At 33.6% G+C, this 18,519-nt stretch carries 14 protein-coding genes and 1 pseudogene; all 15 read right to left on the bottom strand.

Going from position 1 to position 18,519, the window contains the following annotated elements; translation table 11 throughout:
- Positions 1 to 149: 149 nt before the first annotated feature.
- Positions 150 to 317, bottom strand: a pseudogene (locus BMX64_RS16010) (DapH/DapD/GlmU-related protein); the annotation flags it as partial.
- Positions 318 to 722: 405 nt separating this feature from the next.
- Positions 723 to 2,018 carry a hypothetical protein gene (locus tag BMX64_RS14545; protein WP_091173817.1) on the bottom strand — a complete coding sequence of 432 codons (1,296 nt, stop codon included), beginning with the start codon at positions 2,016 to 2,018 and terminating at the stop codon, positions 723 to 725.
- Entirely contained in the window at positions 2,015 to 3,064 is a 1,050-nt protein-coding gene (pseI, locus tag BMX64_RS14540; protein WP_091173813.1) for a pseudaminic acid synthase, read from the bottom strand. Before pseI ends, BMX64_RS14545 begins: the two co-directional genes overlap by 4 nt.
- A 7-nt stretch (positions 3,065 to 3,071) precedes the next feature.
- A complete protein-coding gene (locus tag BMX64_RS14535; protein ID WP_091173809.1) occupies positions 3,072 to 3,782 on the bottom strand; it encodes a PIG-L deacetylase family protein in 711 nt (236 codons plus the stop codon).
- 53 nt (positions 3,783 to 3,835) lie between these two features.
- A complete protein-coding gene (locus BMX64_RS14530; protein WP_091173805.1) occupies positions 3,836 to 4,807 on the bottom strand; it encodes a GNAT family protein in 972 nt (323 codons plus the stop codon).
- Between the two features lie 49 nt (positions 4,808 to 4,856).
- On the bottom strand, positions 4,857 to 5,306 hold the full coding sequence (locus BMX64_RS14525; protein ID WP_091173802.1) for a GNAT family N-acetyltransferase: 450 nt from the start codon (positions 5,304 to 5,306) through the stop codon (positions 4,857 to 4,859).
- A gap of 1 nt (position 5,307) precedes the next feature.
- Complete coding sequence (gene pseG, locus BMX64_RS14520; protein ID WP_244273313.1) at positions 5,308 to 6,279, bottom strand: UDP-2,4-diacetamido-2,4,6-trideoxy-beta-L-altropyranose hydrolase; 972 nt, start codon at positions 6,277 to 6,279, stop codon at positions 5,308 to 5,310.
- A 233-nt stretch (positions 6,280 to 6,512) separates the two neighbouring features.
- Complete coding sequence (locus BMX64_RS15805; RefSeq protein ID WP_208858981.1) at positions 6,513 to 7,820, bottom strand: aminotransferase class III-fold pyridoxal phosphate-dependent enzyme; 1,308 nt, start codon at positions 7,818 to 7,820, stop codon at positions 6,513 to 6,515.
- The gene (locus tag BMX64_RS15800; RefSeq protein WP_208858980.1) at positions 7,820 to 8,581 is read right to left on the bottom strand and encodes a cytidylyltransferase domain-containing protein; all 762 of its coding nucleotides are present in this window, start codon (positions 8,579 to 8,581) and stop codon (positions 7,820 to 7,822) included. The genes BMX64_RS15805 and BMX64_RS15800 overlap by 1 nt, the downstream gene beginning before the upstream one ends.
- Positions 8,572 to 9,438 carry an aldo/keto reductase gene (locus tag BMX64_RS14510; protein WP_091173794.1) on the bottom strand — a complete coding sequence of 289 codons (867 nt, stop codon included), beginning with the start codon at positions 9,436 to 9,438 and terminating at the stop codon, positions 8,572 to 8,574. The genes BMX64_RS15800 and BMX64_RS14510 overlap by 10 nt, the downstream gene beginning before the upstream one ends.
- A gap of 8 nt (positions 9,439 to 9,446) precedes the next feature.
- Positions 9,447 to 10,646, bottom strand: a complete 1,200-nt coding sequence (gene pseC / locus BMX64_RS14505; RefSeq protein WP_091173790.1) for a UDP-4-amino-4,6-dideoxy-N-acetyl-beta-L-altrosamine transaminase — start codon at positions 10,644 to 10,646, stop codon at positions 9,447 to 9,449.
- A 3-nt stretch (positions 10,647 to 10,649) separates the two neighbouring features.
- Positions 10,650 to 11,657 carry a UDP-N-acetylglucosamine 4,6-dehydratase (inverting) gene (gene pseB / locus BMX64_RS14500; protein ID WP_091173786.1) on the bottom strand — a complete coding sequence of 336 codons (1,008 nt, stop codon included), beginning with the start codon at positions 11,655 to 11,657 and terminating at the stop codon, positions 10,650 to 10,652.
- A 78-nt stretch (positions 11,658 to 11,735) separates the two neighbouring features.
- On the bottom strand, positions 11,736 to 12,794 hold the full coding sequence (locus BMX64_RS14495) for a Wzz/FepE/Etk N-terminal domain-containing protein (RefSeq protein ID WP_091173783.1): 1,059 nt from the start codon (positions 12,792 to 12,794) through the stop codon (positions 11,736 to 11,738).
- 963 nt (positions 12,795 to 13,757) lie between these two features.
- Positions 13,758 to 16,202 (bottom strand): SLBB domain-containing protein, encoded by a 2,445-nt coding sequence (locus BMX64_RS14490; RefSeq protein ID WP_091173780.1) that lies wholly within the window; start codon positions 16,200 to 16,202, stop codon positions 13,758 to 13,760.
- Positions 16,203 to 17,845: 1,643 nt separating this feature from the next.
- Positions 17,846 to 18,316, bottom strand: a complete 471-nt coding sequence (locus tag BMX64_RS14485; protein WP_091173929.1) for a UpxY family transcription antiterminator — start codon at positions 18,314 to 18,316, stop codon at positions 17,846 to 17,848.
- Positions 18,317 to 18,519: the final 203 nt, after the last annotated feature.

Below are 18,519 nucleotides of genomic sequence, written 5' to 3'. Positions count from 1 at the left end.
CTACATACATCAAGCAATATAAAGAGAAACCCTGATAAAATTCCAAAAGAGTTTGTTGTTATATAAAAACTAGATTTATTCAAAGGAATCCATTTATTAATGTTATTGTATTTAGAAATCTAACATATTAGTATATTTATTTATAAATCTTATCTACCTTTTATAAACTTTGCGGGGTTACCTCCAACAACAGTAAACGGCATAACATCTTTAGTTACCACTGCACCAGCAGCTATAACTGCCCCGTCTCCTATAGTTACACCAGGAAGAATAATCGCTTTTCCCCCAATCCAAACATCATTGCCAATTAATATATCTTTAGCAGTCTCCTCCTGTTCTCTAATTAATGTTTGCTTAGCCATGGAATGATTAGTATTAATTATCATCACATCTGGTCCGATACTAACATCATTACCAATAGTTATTGATTTATATTTAGCTAAAATAAACATGTTATAATTGGCAAAAAAATTATCTCCTATTATTATTTTTCCATTTTCTAATGACATCAATTTACAATTAGGACAGACCCTGAAAAAATGACCTAAACTTATATTCTTTATTCCTAACAAAAAAACCTTTTCAGGTATTATAAAATTAGCATGCAAAAAAAATTTTTTATAAACCAATTGTCTGAGAAAATTACCACCTAAAACCGTGGGAAACAACTGTAATAACCAATATAATATGTTTTTAATTTTCATAATCTGTAATTCATAAAATCACTTTATTTTTTCCAAAACTAAATCAGGATTAAAACTCGATTCAATATATTCACTCAAAATAGACAAATCAACTTTTTGCTTATTTTTTAATATTACGAAAAGTTCTTCATCGGTTTTTGCAGAAGGAACTTTTTGATTATTACCATTGAAAGGTGGAATTACAGGTAAATTATCTAGTCCATTTTCATTTTCTAACCGAGGTTCAAAAACCACATAATTAGTACCGTAAAATAAACTTTCTAAAAATACTGTAGAAGTTGGTCCTATAACAAGAGAACTTCTTTTTAATGATATATCTAAGGAATCTGTATCCCGGATAAAAAAACCATTATCCAGATATTTTAAATACCACTTTGAATCTTCACTAGGATGAGGACGAAATCTTACTTTTGAAACTCCAAATTTTTTCAATACATTTTGAATACTTAACATATAATAGATGCAATTACCCCTATCACTTAATGCATATTGGTCTCCCATTGGAGCACCAGGCATTGATTTTGGCAGAACTAAAATATCATCAAATTCAAATTTCAAATGACGATCTGTTTTTATATCATATTTTGGATGCCCATTTACAATAATTTTATTAGGGTTTAAACCAACATCTATATAATTTTGTTTAATAGCTTCACCCCAAACAACTAAATAATCTGTTCTATTATTATCAATACTTCCATAAATTCCAGGTAATCCATGAATTAATAAAAAAGAAGGTCTATTGATTTCTTTAAAAATTTGGATTATTAATTTATCGAAAAAACCTAAATCATTTGCAAGAAAAACAGCTTTGATATCTTCGTTTAAAACATACTGTTTTATGTATGCTTTTAAGCTATCTATTTCTTCAAAAAAACTTTGTTGAATTAATTCATTAACATTTCCGAGATCTAATTTAACTTGTACTTTTTTTACTTTTTTGTATAAATCATAATTATATAAATCATTTTTTTTTTTAGAATAATTCCAAGGTGGTCTTGATATGTAATATGTTTCATTATTTATTTTTTCAGGCAAATCAAAATACGCACTACTCCATATCTTTATTTTCTCAGATTTTTTCGAAAAAATAGAATTTACCTTAACAAATAAATCATATCCCTTTCTTAATATTATAATTTTAACATTTTCATATCCAAACACATGTCTTTCATGTGGATGTTTGAAATTATTACCATAATGATATATTTTTTGATCCAATACATACCGAATTAAATCATAATATTCTCTGTTTTTATAATCAGAATAATTAAAATAATTATATAATAAGCATAATGACTTATCTATTTTCATATTTTTTTATTATTTACATAATCTAGATTCATTCTGCTCCCTTTCTCAACATCTCGATTAAATGTACTGCCTTCAATCTGAGTAAAATATTTTGGATGGATTCCGAATCCAGGCCTTATGGAACGCACATTTCTTTCTGTTATAGTATCACCATCTTTCACATCTTCAACAACGTATAAACTTCTGGAAAAATCTTTTCCTTTCATTTGTTTTTCAGTCAGATTATAATCTACTTTTCCTATAGCACTTTCCGCTTCCCGGACTGCTTTGACCATTTCGGTAAACTCTGCTTCATTCATCGAGAAAGAGGCATCAGGACCACCAATGGAACGATCTAAAATAAAGTGTTTCTCGATGATTTTTGCACCAAAAACAGTTGCCACTATTGGAACAGTCGCTCCGATTGTATGATCCGAAAGTCCACTAATTACATTGTAACGTTCGGCCAAATCTTTTACCATACACATATTGGCTTCCTGTATTGGAGCAGGATAACTAGAGGTGCATTTTAATAAAGCTATATCATTATTACCCATTCGCTTACAGGCCTCTAAAGCCAATTCGATATCTTCTTTCTCAGCAATACCAGTAGAAAATATTACTGGTTTTCCTTTTGAAGCTACGTATTCAATCAAAGGAATATCAGTAATCTCGAACGAAGCAATTTTGTAAGCTGGAACGTTAAGTGTTTCTAAAAAATCAACTGCAGTTTTATCAAAGGGTGAAGAAAAACAAACTAGGCCTTCTTCCTCGGCTACTTTCATTAGCTGCTCATGCCACTCCCAAGGAGTATATGCTTCTTTATATAAATCATACAAATTTTTTCCATCCCAAATGGTTCCCTTGATTAAAAAATCTTCCTTTCTTGAGTCTATGGTAATAGTCTCAGCAGTATACGTTTGTAATTTGATGCAATCTGCACCAGCTCTTTTGGCTCCTCGTATGGTTTCAATTGCCGTTTCTATACTACCATTATGGTTTGCAGATAATTCTGCAATAATAAAAACGGGTGAATTATTATTAATCTCTATATTTTCTATTTTCATAATTAAATTAATTTATTGATCTGACGAGGCAAAAAGCCTCTGCAAAATTAGTTCCTATTACCACACCCCATCTTTGAGCCTGAATTTTTAATGCTTCAGGCGAACGAGGATGAGGATAATTACGGCGTTCAAACTCATAACTCTCCATTCCTTTTATCTTAGCTGCTATATTACTCTCCGATACACTAAAAAATAAATTGGGTAAAAAATGACGCGGATCAGTTGATGATCTCCACTCAGTACCTGAAGGAGTTTCAAATGTTATAATCATTTTGACATTCTCGTCTTGCATCGGTCTGCAAGCCGTAATGATTGATTCGAAAGTCCTTTGATGATCAATATTTAAATCACCCCCATGATGTGTAAAAATAACATCCGGATTAAATATTTTCTTTTCTTTTTCGATAACCTTTACTATATCCAATAAAGCAACCGAATCAAATCGGTTATCAGGGAAATCATAAATACTTGTACCGTGATATCCGATAGCTAACTGAGCATTATTAATGTTCTCTCGGTGAGTTGCAAGTTCATGCTCCCAAACTTTAACATCTCTAATGTCTGCGCGCGAAGTAATTCCTTCTCCAAGAATCACAACCTGTGTTTTCACATTGTATTCATTTATTAATTTATTAAATGTTGCTCCTAAACCCAATAATTCATCATCAGGATGAGCAACTACAATCATTATTCGTTTATTTCTTAATGATTCTAACATTAGTTTAAAATTTATACATTAATTAGTATTTAAAAACGTTTTAGCTAATTTACTCACACAACATCAAAATCACCTAATAACCCCTCAAAATACATATTATCAATAGTATCTGGGTAAGTCATTAATTTGTAACATTCTTCCTTTTTTTCAAAACCTATTTTTTTAAAAATGCGGAGATTCTCTGAAACTTCACTTATCAATAAATTAATAATAGCTCCATTAACAAGCGCTGTTTTTATTAAATTCTCTAAAACTTCAGCATTTTCTACTCTATAATCAACAATTTGAGTTATAATTTTTTGATCTTTATTTAAATATCTTCCTAAAATCATATATCCGTTAATTAATTGATCTGAAACAAAGTTTCCAACAATGATATATTCTTTGGATGGTCGTTCGAAAAATCTCCATTTGATGAAATCTTTATCTCTATTAAAATAAAAGTTTGATTCCTTATTAAACAAACCAAATTCAATTTTAGATAAATCATCAATTGTCAGGATTTTAATTTTTTTATTTTTAGCAATTGGAGTTTTTGATATTAATTCATAAAAATGGAAATTTTCATTTAGCGACCATCCGCAGTTAATGTGACCTTTAACTGAACTTAGATTAAAACCGTGTGGAAATGAAAATGCTAAATTAGTTTTCGTCTCGTAATTTAAAGCGATAGTCATTAACTTAGAGAAAAGACCTCGCCTCCCATACTTTTTACTTATCATACCATTGACTCCTAAAACTCCTGTATTTGATTTTAAATTAATCGTGTACTGAATTTTAGCAAAACCATAGGCCCCAACCAATATCGCATTATTAACATCAAATAATAAGTAATTATTACATTCCCCTTTAGGATTACTGGAATAATACCAATTATACCATTCCTTATCTAAATGAGCTCGTTCGCCAAAACATTCATTAAATAAAGTGAAGAATATTTTGATTTCCTCTTCATTTTCGTTATCCATCAATTTAACCCCAAAGATTGAATTATCAACGGTAAATGTTTCTAAATAATTATTCATTCCTTAATTCCTCTTTTTAAATAAAACTATTAATATTTCTACATTTAAATTATTTACTTTCAAAACGATATTCAATTATACCCTCAATATTGGTTTTGATAAAAAAATTATTCTTTTCAAATACCTTACATGATGAAATGTTTTCTGTTTTCACAAAGGCTCTAATGTCACCTTTCACTTTTTTAATACTATAATTAATTAGTAATGAACCCAATCCTAATCCTCTTTGTTTCTTGTCTATTGAATAATCTAATAACCAATATTTATTTACAGTATCATAATCAAATCTTACTTGTCCAACAGGTATACTATCCATTTCTAAAATAAATACAATAGTTTTAGAGCATTCCATTTTACTTCGAAACCATTCCTGATGATTTTCCCATTTTATTTTTTCAGTATTGAATGCATTTTCCCTGACGTCTGCATCATTAGCCCAGTCAAATAAGATTTTCGAATCTTCAACTGAAGCATAGCGAATTTTAAATTTGTCGATCATATCATAAATAATTGAAAACGTTCAATAATCTTTCTCCAGAATTTCCGTCAAAAAACTTCTTCATATTTTTGAAATTTTGAAAAGACTCAGTTATCGCTTTTTGTAAGTTCAAAGGTTCAAAACTACCAGCATCATGAAAACACATTTCATTTTTGTATGCTTGGTAAATAAACTTTTGATTATCTACATACATGCCTGATACTATAACACAACCAGCACTTATTGCTTCCAGGAGAATACCGCTTGAAGGTACAATTGCTATATCTGACATTGTCAAAAGTGCTAGCATAGTCTTTTCATCTATTGCATGATATAAATGAATTTTTGGGTTTTCTCCAATCAGTAATTTTAATTCTTCTATATTTTCGTAAACAATTCCAACAACGACAATTATTTTTTCAAATTGATCAATATGCTGCAAAATATTTAGAGCTAGCACTGTGAGATTTTTAACATCTGAACCTCCAAAACAAATAAAAACGGTTTCTAGCTTTTTAATTATCCTTTCTTGTTTTGCAGCTTGCAGGAATACTGGTCTTAGTAAAGCATATTCAAACCCTAAGGCAAATTGAGTGTATTGCTTAGCATCATAATCATCCGCTTTAACACCAGGCGCATGATTAATTATTAAATCAGCATGGAATTCCTTGTCATGTAAATCATCAATACAAACCAATTTACAGCCAATTTTTTTTATTTTTTTTTGGTAACTTGTGTCCAGCCCGTAGTGATCAAGCACTACAATATATGTACCGTTAATTATGTTAAAAAATTCAACTTCAGTATTGATTTTTATAAACAAAAATCCTGATGAGATTAATTCCTTTACAATATTTTCAGGAGCCTCTTTACAAACAAAAATAATTTTGAAATCATCTTTCAACATAAAAGCTAGAGCCATACAACGTATTAAATGACCCAAACCTATATTTTTGGATCCATCTACTCTGAAAATAATTTTTTTTGCTTCCACTTTTTTCAATCTTCCAGTAACTTGATAACTCACATTCCTATTTATCTAAAAATAAATTTAATTATCTAGATATAAAATACAACTTCAAAACAATTTGGATCATTTATTATCATCATAAAAAATTTAGCTTTTTTCTTCAGATCACAAATATGTTAATATCCCTATAAATGAAAAGGATTAATAACTTAGTACAACAATTGTTTAATAAATATAAATACTGCTGCATTCAATCTTCAATTTAATCTTTTAAATCCACCATGACAAATTGGGCCTTCTAGTAAATTCTCAATCTTTAATTTCCCAGTATTGCATTCGCTTATACTTTTATACACATCCTCCAATGCGTTAAAATATAAATCAAGATTTTCATCATTGTGAGCGGTTGAAGCATAGAAATTGGTACTTGCTAAAAATCCTTTTTTTAACATTTCTTGCGCAATCAATGTTTTGTAGGCCAAAGCATCAGGACTGTTAAAACTATAGGTACTCAAAGAAGGGATTCCTGAAATTGAAATTTCTAAATTATAAGTATCCGCTAATTGCTGCCAACCCTGTCTCATCTTATTTCCTGTTTCGGTAATAGTTTCCCATGACTTCACATGCTCCATAACCTTTAAAGTAGCCAGTGCAGCAGTTGGACCAATTCTTTCAGTCCAAAAAGTACTACTAATAAATGTAGTTTGAGCTGCTTCCATAACAGATCTTTTTCCGACAACTGCTGTTAAAGCATAACCATTCCCGATAGTCTTTCCATACATAGCCATGTCAGGTTCTACTCCATATTTCTGATAAATACCACCAAAAGTTTCTCTAAAACCTGAAGTACATTCATCAAAAATTAAAACAATATTCTTTTGAGTAGCTAATGTTCTTACTTTTTGCAAAAAATTGTTTTCTGGTCCATAATTGCGAACCACTTCCATTTTAATTACACCTATATCATTGTTCTCAACAATTGACAATAATTCTTCATAATTGTTGTAGTTAAAAGGATAAACGGTATCTTTTAAATTCTTTGGTACTCCTTTTGGGCTTAAACCAGGCAACAGATGTCCTGACAAATCATCACCATCATTGTGATTGGCAGACAAATACCAGTCGTGCCACCCGTGATACCCGCATATCGCTACTTTATCTCTACCTGACGCTGCGCGTGCTATTCTAATGGCGATCGAATTGGCCTCTCCACCACTTCGTGCAAATCGAACCATATCTGCCCAAGGATTCATCTCAATCAATTTTTCTGCCAAATAAACTTCTTCAGGACAACTTAGCGTACTCATGTTACCGCTCTTTACGGTTTCCAGTACCGCCGCATCTACTTCGTCATTACCATATCCTAGCGTGTTCGTACCAATGCCCATTATAGACATATCCAATAATTCTTTACCATCCAGATCCCAAATTTTACAGCCTTTGGCCTTAGAAAAATAAGAAGGCCAATGATCCGGTAAAAACATTTCAGGTCTCTTAGAAAGTAACATCGTACCTCCCGGAATTAATGATTTAGCTTTTTTATATAATTCTTGTCCTGTTCCCATTATTTATCGTTTTTTAATGACTTTAAAAACCCTTCATTTCTAATAATTTGATTATTTATTTTAGTCAAATTATTTTCTATAATATAATTAGTATACTCCACCCAAGATTTTTTAACTCCTAATTTATTTACTAAAATTTCTATTAATTCAAAATCACTAGATTCATCTACAGTCATTCTAATTTTGGAAAAATCACTTTCACAAGGATAATTAATAGCCGTAAATAAAGCTCCACCTCTATAATCTGAATTATTTCTTATATAAGGAGTAACATGTTCCCGTTCTGATAATAATTCGGCATTTTTCCAGGCTGTTTCTAATGCCGAAAATTTAAAAACTTCTACATCTTGCCCATCAGGGAAATTTTCAATTAAGACATTTGACCCATAGTCTTTATCATTATCCTGAACATAGGATATCACTTTATCCACTAAACTCGAATCTATAAGAGGACAGTCAGAGGTAACCCGTACGATCCAGTCGGCTTTCTTGTCTTTAACCGCTTGATAAAACCGATCTAACACGTCCGATTCTGATCCTCTCGAAGCAACAAATCCCCATTCTATTGCTTTATTGTAGATTTCGGAATCCTCTTCTTTATTTGTCGTCGCTACTATTATTTCAGAGACTTTTGAACACTTTTTCAATCTATCCAGATGAATTTGAAGTAATGATCGTCCTCCAATTTCTTTCAACACTTTGCCAGGTAATCTGGTACTTCCCGTTCTGGCCTGAGTAATTAATATTGTTTTTATTTCCATAGTGATGGATTTAATAAATCTAAGTTATCAACTTTTAGTTTATTTATTTTTAGTAACGTAACGTGATTCATTTTATAATCAACTGCTTTTAAATTATCAATAAGCTGATTAACTGAATCCACACCTATTAAGACTTGATCTATATCTTTTTGGCTTAGACAATAACTTAATGCTAAATTGGAAATACTTGTGTTCTCCTCTTTAGAAATATTTTTTATAGCAATCAATTCTTTTGACAATTTTTGAGATATACTATTATTTTCAAACTGCTCTTTAAAAAACAATCCTTGTAAAAAAGCAGATCTTGTATGAATGACTTTTCCCTTAGCTTTCATCTTGTTTATTAAGTCCCCTCTTATTGACTCATTATCCAATAAATTAAATGGCATTTGAACAACAGTTACATCATCTTCCGACAACAAAGCCTCTATTTGATTGTTTGTATAAACGGAAACTCCGATGTGCTTGATGATCCCTAAACTCTTTAAATCTTTTAAAATCGCTATAATTGATTTATTATTTTCGTATGAATCAAAAGAATGAAACATCAAAACTTCTAAACAATAAACATTTAAATCATTTATGTAAGTTCTGATTTTTTGCTCAATTTCTCCAGCAACTATATCATGCGGAACTTTTGTAATAACTTTAAATTTAATTTCAGGATTAAATAAGTGAAAGTTTCCAATCACTTGATGGGCATTACCATAAGCTTCAGCTGTATCTAAAGTATCAATATCTAACTCAAAGGCTTTGGACAAAATCAGACAACTATCCTCCAAAGAAATTTTTCCTGAACTGTTGTTAATTCCATAATCCAAACCCATCTGAACTGTTCCTAGAATAAGTTTATTCATATATTTTATTAGTTACTATAAAAATCTTCAATTTTATTGATAACAAATTCCTGTTCATCATTTGTTAATGTAGGATACATTGGCAAACTGATACAGTTTTTATAATACTTCTCTGCATTTGGCATATCTCCTTCTTTCCAACCAAATTGTTTATAATAAGGCATCAAATGACAAGGAATATAATGTATTTGAGCGAAAATATTATTTTCTCGCAAATAGCTATACAAGCCCAATCTATCTTCTACTTCAATGACATAAAGATGATAAGCATGACCCTCAACAACACCCGATTGCCCTTGTATAAAAGACTTCCCTCTAAAGGCTTCATTATAAATTGCTGCAATGGCTCTTCTTTTTACCAATCCATCATCAGCTCTTTGTAATTGACTTGTTCCTAAAGCAGCTTGAAAATCAGTCAGTCTATAATTGAATCCCAGTGTTTGCATTTCCATATACCACGCTGGATAAACACTACTTTCGGTAGCTATACCATTTGCAAAATCTACAGTATTACTATAATCCGATTCGCTTTTAGTAATTCCATGAGTACGTAACGCCAAAAGCTTTTTATACAGAACTTCATTGTTTGTTGTAACCATCCCACCTTCACCACAAGCAATATGCTTTACAGGATGAAAAGAAAAAATAGCCATATCGGCAAAATTACTATTACCGCAATTCTGAGTTTCAGCATTAGAATCAGCAAAAAAACCACCTGGAGCATGACAAGCATCTTCAATAATCCACAAACCATATTGATCTGCTAATTTTCTGTACGCTTCTAAATCCACAGCTCTACCGGCAAAGTCAACAGGAATAATTCCCTTATAAGTTCCTTTTGGAGATGCCTCTAATAATGCTTTTACTTTTTCAATATCCAAAAGATACGTATCGGGATCAATATCTGAGAAAACAACTTCTCCACCGCAGTAACGTACACAGTTTGCTGATGCCGCAAAAGTGATGGGTGTTGTAATCACTTTGTCCCCATCCTTTACATCTAATGCTAATGCACATAAATGCAATGCAGCAGTTCCATTAGAAACAGCTACCGCATAAGTACTTCCTACATATTCTGCAAAAGCTTTTTCGAACTCTAAAATTTTAGGACCTTGTGTCAAATAATCGGACTGCAATGCTTCAACAACAACATTAATGTCTTCTTGCGTAATATTTTGACGACCGTAGGGTATTACTTTATCAATCATTTATTAAAAATTTGAATCTACATGTTCTTTTATTAATTCCCTTAAACCTGCAACCGTTTCCCATTCGGTATTAGTACCTGAATTATAGGTAAAACCTTCCTGCACTTTTACAGCATTAAAAGTAACCATAAAATTCTCAAGATTAAAATGTGGAATTGAAGGCAATATAGTGTAATATCTACCCAAATCGTATGTGTTATAAGAATCAGATGATGTTATCATTTCTTCATGAATTTTTTCACCAGGTCTTATACCAATAATATCTAAGGTACATTCAGGAGCAACGGCTTCGGCAACATCAGTAATTCTATAAGAAGGTATTTTAGGGATAAATATTTCCCCTCCCCAAGCTTGATCAATAGCATGCATTACCAAATCTACACCTCCTTGTAATGATATATTAAAACGAGTCATCGTGGCATCCGTGATAGGTAATTTTCCTTCTGCTTTCTTTTTCATAAAAAAAGGAATAACAGAACCGTTTGACCCCATTACGTTACCGTATCGTACTACTGAAAACTTAATTGGATTAGTTCCTTTTATATTATTAGCAGCTACAAATAGTTTATCCGAAGTCAATTTAGTCGCACCGTATAAATTAATTGGGGCACAAGCTTTATCAGTTGAAAGTGCAACAACATTGCTTACGCTAGTTTGCAAAGCAGCATGGATAACATTTTGTGCACCACCAATATTAGTTTTGATACACTCATCAGGATTATATTCAGCTAAATGCACATGTTTCATTGCGGCAGCGTGAATCACAATATCAACCCCTTGAAAGGCTCGTACCAATCTTTGCTCATCTCTAACATCTCCCAAAAAGAATCGAATTTGAGGAAAATGGCTTTCCGGAAATTCCTGAGCCATTTGAAACTGCTTTTGCTCATCCCTAGAAAGTATGATCAATTTCTTAATTTCAGGAAAATTTTTAAAAATATGAGAAGTTAGTGCTTTCCCTAAAGACCCCGTTCCACCAGTTATTAAAATTGTTTTATTTTCAAGATTCATATTATATATTTTTTTGTGAAATAATACTATTGTTTACCCTCATTGGATATTTTTTTATTCTTTTTCTATAGTATAGAACTACAAGGACACCACCTTTGTAAACAATCTTCTAACGATCAATACCATCACCGTCAAAAAACCCATTAAAAATCCTCCCATTACAATTCCTTTTGCCTTGCCAAACTTTTCTTTTTGCAAAGGCAAAATCGGTTGATCGATCACCTGAATTAATGGGGTTTCTTTACGTAAAGTAACTTTAGCTAACTCCGTTTGTTTGACCAATTCAGTTAATATCGCGGTATTCGCTTGTACATCCACCTGTCTTCGTGCAGAAGGAGCACGTCGTACATTCATCGCAGGGTTCAAACCAAAAGTATTGTCATTGGCAACAGCTACTCCAGTAATCGCACCATTTAATTCTCTTCGTATAGAATCCGTTTGCCGTTCTAGTATATCCATGTTCAGTCGTGCCTTTTTACTTTTAGTGGTAACATAAAAATCAGAAACCTCCTTAACCAAGGCCTCTGTAAAATTCTTGGCAAACAATTCATTGGTAGAAATAACATCGATAGAAATAATCGCAATTTTCTTATCTTTTTGTCCCACTACCAATCCGCTTTTAGACAAATTTTGATACATCACCCCTAAAATACTGTCATGTACTCGGGTAAAGTACTTTCTCTTATTATCAGGTAAAAACTGAATCGCCTTGAATTTAGGTTTGTCATTCCATTGATCTCTCCACCCATTATTCTGAATGTACATCTCCGCCAAGGATATAGCCTTACCATCAACAACAACGGGACTCAACAAGGTTTGTTCCACCATCGCACGGGACTTGAACAATTCCGTCAAATTAGAGCCGGTAAATATTCCACCACCTCCACTGCCACCTAAATCAAAACCAAACGAACTGGCCAAACTACCTATACCACCACCACCTTTTTCATCTTCCAAAGCAAAAGACAAGCTGGCCGTGTACACTGGTTTTTTACTAAAAGAATAGGCAAGACCCAATCCGGCGCCTACAATCCCCGCCAAAACAATAACCTTCCATTGCGAAAGCAAATAAGAAAACCATTCCCTTCCTTTTTCAATAAGTTCTTTTAACGATATTTCATCATTTTGTACTTCCATCAATACTTATATTTAATAACTAACAGCTAATTATTTTTCGTTTTTTGCACATCATTTTTCATTCACCGTTTTTTCAATCATCGTTCAACGGATATCAAACGCTCTTCGCACCACTCCTACCCCCGCCCTTAAATAAAAAGTATAGAAAAACAACGAAAAAGTAAAGTGGCAGCAGTCCGCGAGTTGAGGACGAAGGACGAACGGCTCGGGCTGCGGAACGGCACTTTGAGGTAGTTTTTAAGCTTTTTATTTTCAGGCTTGAAATCGAAGATTCATGAATACCAAAAAAACAATAACAACCCGTGAATATTTTTTTGTTTCTTTTTTGATCAAGCAAAAAAGAAAAGATTGTTCTTCAATAATACTATATAGCCTCAATAAATATACAGTTAACCCATGAATATTTTTTTGTTTCTTTTTCGATCAAGCAAAAAAGAAAAGATTCAGCAAACATCACTTCTAATAAAACTTAAGTACACTAAAAGAAAAAATTGTTCTTCAAAAATAAAATTAATTCCGTAAACACTCTTCACACCACTCCTACCCCCGCCCTTAAATAAAAAGTATAGAAAACAACGAAAAAGTAAAGTGGCAGCAGTCCGCGAGTTGAGGACGAAGGACGAACGGCTCGGGCTGCGGAACGGCACTTTGAGGTAGTTTTTAAGTTTTTAATTTTCAGGCTGTGAAATCGAAGATTCATGAATACAAAAAAAACAGTAACAACCCGTGAATATTTTTTTTTCTTTTTTGATCAAGCAAAAAAGAAAAAATCGTTCTTCAAAAAGAATAATAATAAACAATTATAATTCCTTAACCGCTATTTCCTATGACTCAAATTTACACCGACAAACTCAAATTATAAACATCTAAATCTTTATAACTTTTTATTGCTCTTATTTAAAAGCTATTCATCCTTTTACAGACAACAAAAACCCTAAACCCAAAACCTATAACCCAAAAAACCTATTTAAACGCAGTCAAAATCAGCAACGCAAGACTCGAAATCACACTTCCTATCCCTACCCATTCCCCTGCACTCATTTTCTTCACTTCTGGCTTTTCCGGCACTATGATTTGTGACCCGGGAACAACCCTTGGATACGATCGGATAAACAGGAAAGAACTCGCGACATCCGCTTTTCCATTCGGATAAATGATATACGCTTTTTTCTTCCACCCTTTAGCATCAATTCCACCGGCTGCGTTCAGATAATAACGAAACCCTTTGCTGCGGTCATACGGAATCTCCGAAGTCAACAATACATTCCCAGTCACTTTAACGCCTTCATTAAAAGGAACAACTTCAATTTCATCTCCTGGAAACAAAGTCACATTGGTATTACTTTTTGGATTCTTGACAATCGACTTCCAATCCACTGGAATAGTCGCATATTTTAAATCTTCTTTTAATTTTTTCTCTAATTTATTTTGAATGCTGTCTTTTTTACCTAAGTTCAAATTCACATTTTCCAAATCTTCAATTTGTTTGGCTTGGATAGGTCTTTTGATGCGCACCCCTTCTACATTGGCAACCGAAGTCAATCCACCGGCTCTTTGAATCACATCATACACACGGTCTTTTTTACCGGCCAACACATATTTACCGGCGTAATGCACGGCTCCGCTTACGGTAACCATCTCGGGCTTTTCATACACCGCCATCTTACGGATATTCACAACATCAAAAGGACGCAACGCAAAATTTTTGGCCTGCTCATTATTGGTAGCTGAAATTTCAATGTTAAACAATTCCGCTTTATTCGGATTCGAATCATCAATGGCTTCCGATTGAATCATTCGGGCAATCTCGACTCTTTTAGAGGCCGAACCGGTCAAACCGCCTGCTTCCACTAACAAATCATTTAAGGTCAAATTTTCATAATAATCATAAATCCCGGGTTTTTTGATTTCTCCGTCAATGGTTATTTTAAATTCGTCTACAAAGTCCAAAATAGAATAGACAGTTACTACATCTTCTTTCTTCAGCGCTACATCCGCTTCCAAGTCTCCGGATAAGGCTTTCGCCAAATTGACGTTGACGATCTCAGTGGTAAGATCCGATTGTAAACGAATAATTCTGGCTCTGTTCGTATAGGCATCTTCCTTTAACCCGTCCGCTTTAAGGACTAAATCAGAAATACGCATCCCTTCATAAAAAGAATAGGTATCCGGTCTAAATACCGCCCCATCAATTTTAATTCGGTTTTCAAATCGGTTCAATATTTTAGTCACTCGAAACACATCTCCTGAAAGCGGTTTATAAGTACCATATTCACTGGCTTTGATATCACGAACTTTAAATTCCCGATCCGTTTTCTGCAAAACATTCACCGAAGCGGTATAAGCAAACTCATTGAATCCTGACGCAAAAGACAAAAGGTCTTCAAAAGTCTCTCCCGTTTTCATTTCAAAAATACCGGGGCGTTTCACCTGTCCTTCAACTGTAACCCTTTGAGTGTAGGCCGGAATCCGGATAACATCATTGTCCTTTAGACCTACATTACTGGATTGATCCCCATTAACCAAAAAATCATATATATCTACTTTAGTAAACACTTTATTGTTTCGGATCAGCTCAATATTTCGGTAACTGCCATTTTTACTCGGACCACCGCCTAAAAACAAAGCATTATAAACGGTTGCCAAAGAGGATATCGAATAATTTCCGGGCTGCTTGCTTCCGATAAGCGTTACTCGAATCGTTCGGATACGCGTGAGGTTGACACTAACCTGCGATTGTCCGGATCGTACCGTACTGTAAACACCCGCAATAGCAGCGCGTATTTTTTGCGTGGCTGCCTCAATAGTCATACCCGAAACAGCAATTTGTCCCACATATTGAATAGTCACTTTGCCTTCAATACTCACTGGAATACTCGCGTTAAACTCTTGTACCCCATAGACACTAACTTGCAACTCGTCTCCGGGTCCCAAAATGTAATTCATTGGAGTGGCCAATTTCAAATTAGGCTCAAAATTTAAAGTAGGGGTGTCAAATAATTCCGAACCAAATACGAGCGCATTCAACGAATCCTTTACTTTAGTATTAACTATTTTCTCCTGTTTTCTTCCAAAAGCATCCTCTTTATCAGTAGCTGAAGCGTCAGAATCGCTGTCATTCCCATTTTTTTTAACCACAGCTGACGGGGTTGCCGACATCGCTAAACGTTCTTTCAATTTAGCAAATTCAGTGGCAGACATTCCTTTAGACAAAGCCATTGGTTCCGCCTGTTCAATAGTCAGATTATTGGTCTGCAACTGTATTTTTATTTTGGCAATATCGCTATCGGATAAATAATCCACTTTCAGCGTGCTTAAGTCCGTACTCTTTAATAAATCTTGCGCCACCGCAGTAGTCGACTGAAAAAAAGCGATAAAAAGGACAACAACAGTAATTATTTTTCTCATAATTCAGATATATAAATTTATTTGTGCAACCGTTAGTTGTAAGCAGCAGAAAGCAATTCGAGTATTTTGTGGAAGAAAAGCGAAGAAAATAGAGCTAAAAACTCATTTTCAATACTACGATTCTATTTCCAAATACGATTCTTTTCAAAAACCACTCCAACCGACAAAAATCGATGCTGAAAACCAACAATACACATTGGATTTTCTTTTATTTTAAAGTAAAAAATCACCACATAATATGGCTTCGCCGTTGCAAGTCCCAATTAAGAACATGCACCAAATTTTAAAAGGCAAATTTATAGTAAATAATAAGACTATCTAAAGTTTTATTTATAAAATTCACACTTTAACACGAAATCGATTTAAAATTTTAAAATGATTTTTCTTGCATATAACAAAATAAAAGTTACTAAAAAAAGGATACAATTAGCACTCCTACCCCCCCCTTAAATAAAAAACGTCAAAAAACAGCAATTCGTCAGTTCGTCCCGACGCTTCGTCCCGACACTTCGGGATTTATAAAATAGCGACAGCCGCTGTATAAAAATGTATCGAGAACCATCTGTAATCAAAACTTCTCGATACATTTTGGCTAATGTAATATTTTATATAAACAACTTCCTCCAGCCAAAATACTCGAAGTGACGAACGGGGTAGTAATCGAGAACCCGTCACGCGTCAGTTCGAGTGTTTTTATAAAATAGCGACAGCGACTTTATAAAAATGTATCGAGAACCGTTGTGCATCCTAAACTTCTTGAGAACCCATAACCCGTCAGTTCGAGTGTTTTAATAAAATAGCGACAGCCGTTGTATAAAAAGAATAGTAATAACACCAATAAACGTTCATGCACCCCCTCTTCTCCCCGCCCTTAAATAAAAAGTATAGAAAAACAACGAAAAAGTAAAGTGGCAGCAGTCCGCGAGTTGAGGACGAAGGACGAACGCCTCGGGCTGTGGAACGGCACTTTGAGGTAGTTTTTAAGCTTTTGATTTTCAGGCTTGATCTTTTGTTTCTTTTGCATCAAGGCAAATCGAAGATTCAGCGAACACCACTTATAATAAAAGTTAAGTGAGCTAAAAGAAAAGATCGTTGTTCAGAAATAATAGTAGTAATAGTAATAGTTCCAATAAACGTTCATGTAACCCTCTTCTCCCCGCCCTTAAATAAAAAGCATAAAAAAACAACGAAAAAGTAAAGTGGCAGCAGTCCGCGAGTTGAGGACGAAGGACGAACGGCTCGGGCTGCGGAACGGCACTTTGAGGTAGTTTTTAAGCTTTTGATTTTCAGGCTTGAAATCGAAGATTCATGAATACAAAAAAACAATATCAACCCGTGAATAATTTTTGTTTCTTTTGCATCAAGGCAAATCGAAGATTCAGCGAACACCACTTAAAATAAAAGTTAAGTGAGCTAAAAGAAAAATTAGTACCCCTTAATTTTTACTTTCAAGAAAAGCGATTGGTAGCAAATTTTAAAGCCTCCATACAACCTCGATACAAAATCACCTTCTAAATTTTCGGTTCCCTTTAGGGCTAAGGAAAAACGAAAACCCAAAACCCAGAACTCATCAAGCCATAAAACCTTTTGAAACCAAGGCATTCATCTCCTCTTTACACAAACACCAGACACACCAACAGATTTTACAATTGCTTTTTTTCCACTTTAAGCACACAACCCAAAGATTCCAACACAAGCAGGTAATGACTTTGTTTAACCTCTTGCACAATAGCCTCTTGGTCTACAAATGGTCCCGACTCCAAAACAATTTTATCGCCTTTGCGCCAAGTATCTATAGCAATTTCAAATGTTTCAGGTGCCGAAAGCCAATTCTGTATGGCTTCAATTTCAAAATCTTTAACTAATGCCGGTTTTCCCAACCAAAACAAATAGCGAATAGCCCCGGGCACTTCAAACACCCGATTACGGTCTTTATCAGAAACCTGAACAAAAATATAAGAATTAAACAAAGGCACCATTACCTTTTTTTTTCGATCGGACCACTGACTGATTTTTACAATCAAAGGACAATAGGCAACTACTCCCATTTCATTCAAACGCTCAGCCACTTTTTTCTCCCACTTGGGCTTGGTGTATACAACATACCAATTCATATTTTTCCAGTATTGGTTAATGGTTTTTCTAGTACTTATTTCACAGGAACTACACTTCAATTCCTTTAGTACTATTTCTAAATCCTTAATAACATCCAAAACTACAAAATACTCAGTGAGTAATTTTATAAAATAGCGACAGCGGCTTTATAAAAATGTATCGAGAACCGTTATGCATCCAAAACTTATCGAGAACCCACAAC

It is taken from the genome of Flavobacterium sinopsychrotolerans (genome assembly GCF_900110375.1).
Lineage (GTDB): Bacteria > Bacteroidota > Bacteroidia > Flavobacteriales > Flavobacteriaceae > Flavobacterium > Flavobacterium sinopsychrotolerans.
The sequence above is the reverse complement of the archived record's forward strand: the minus strand, read 5'-3'. Positions and strand labels throughout refer to the sequence as shown.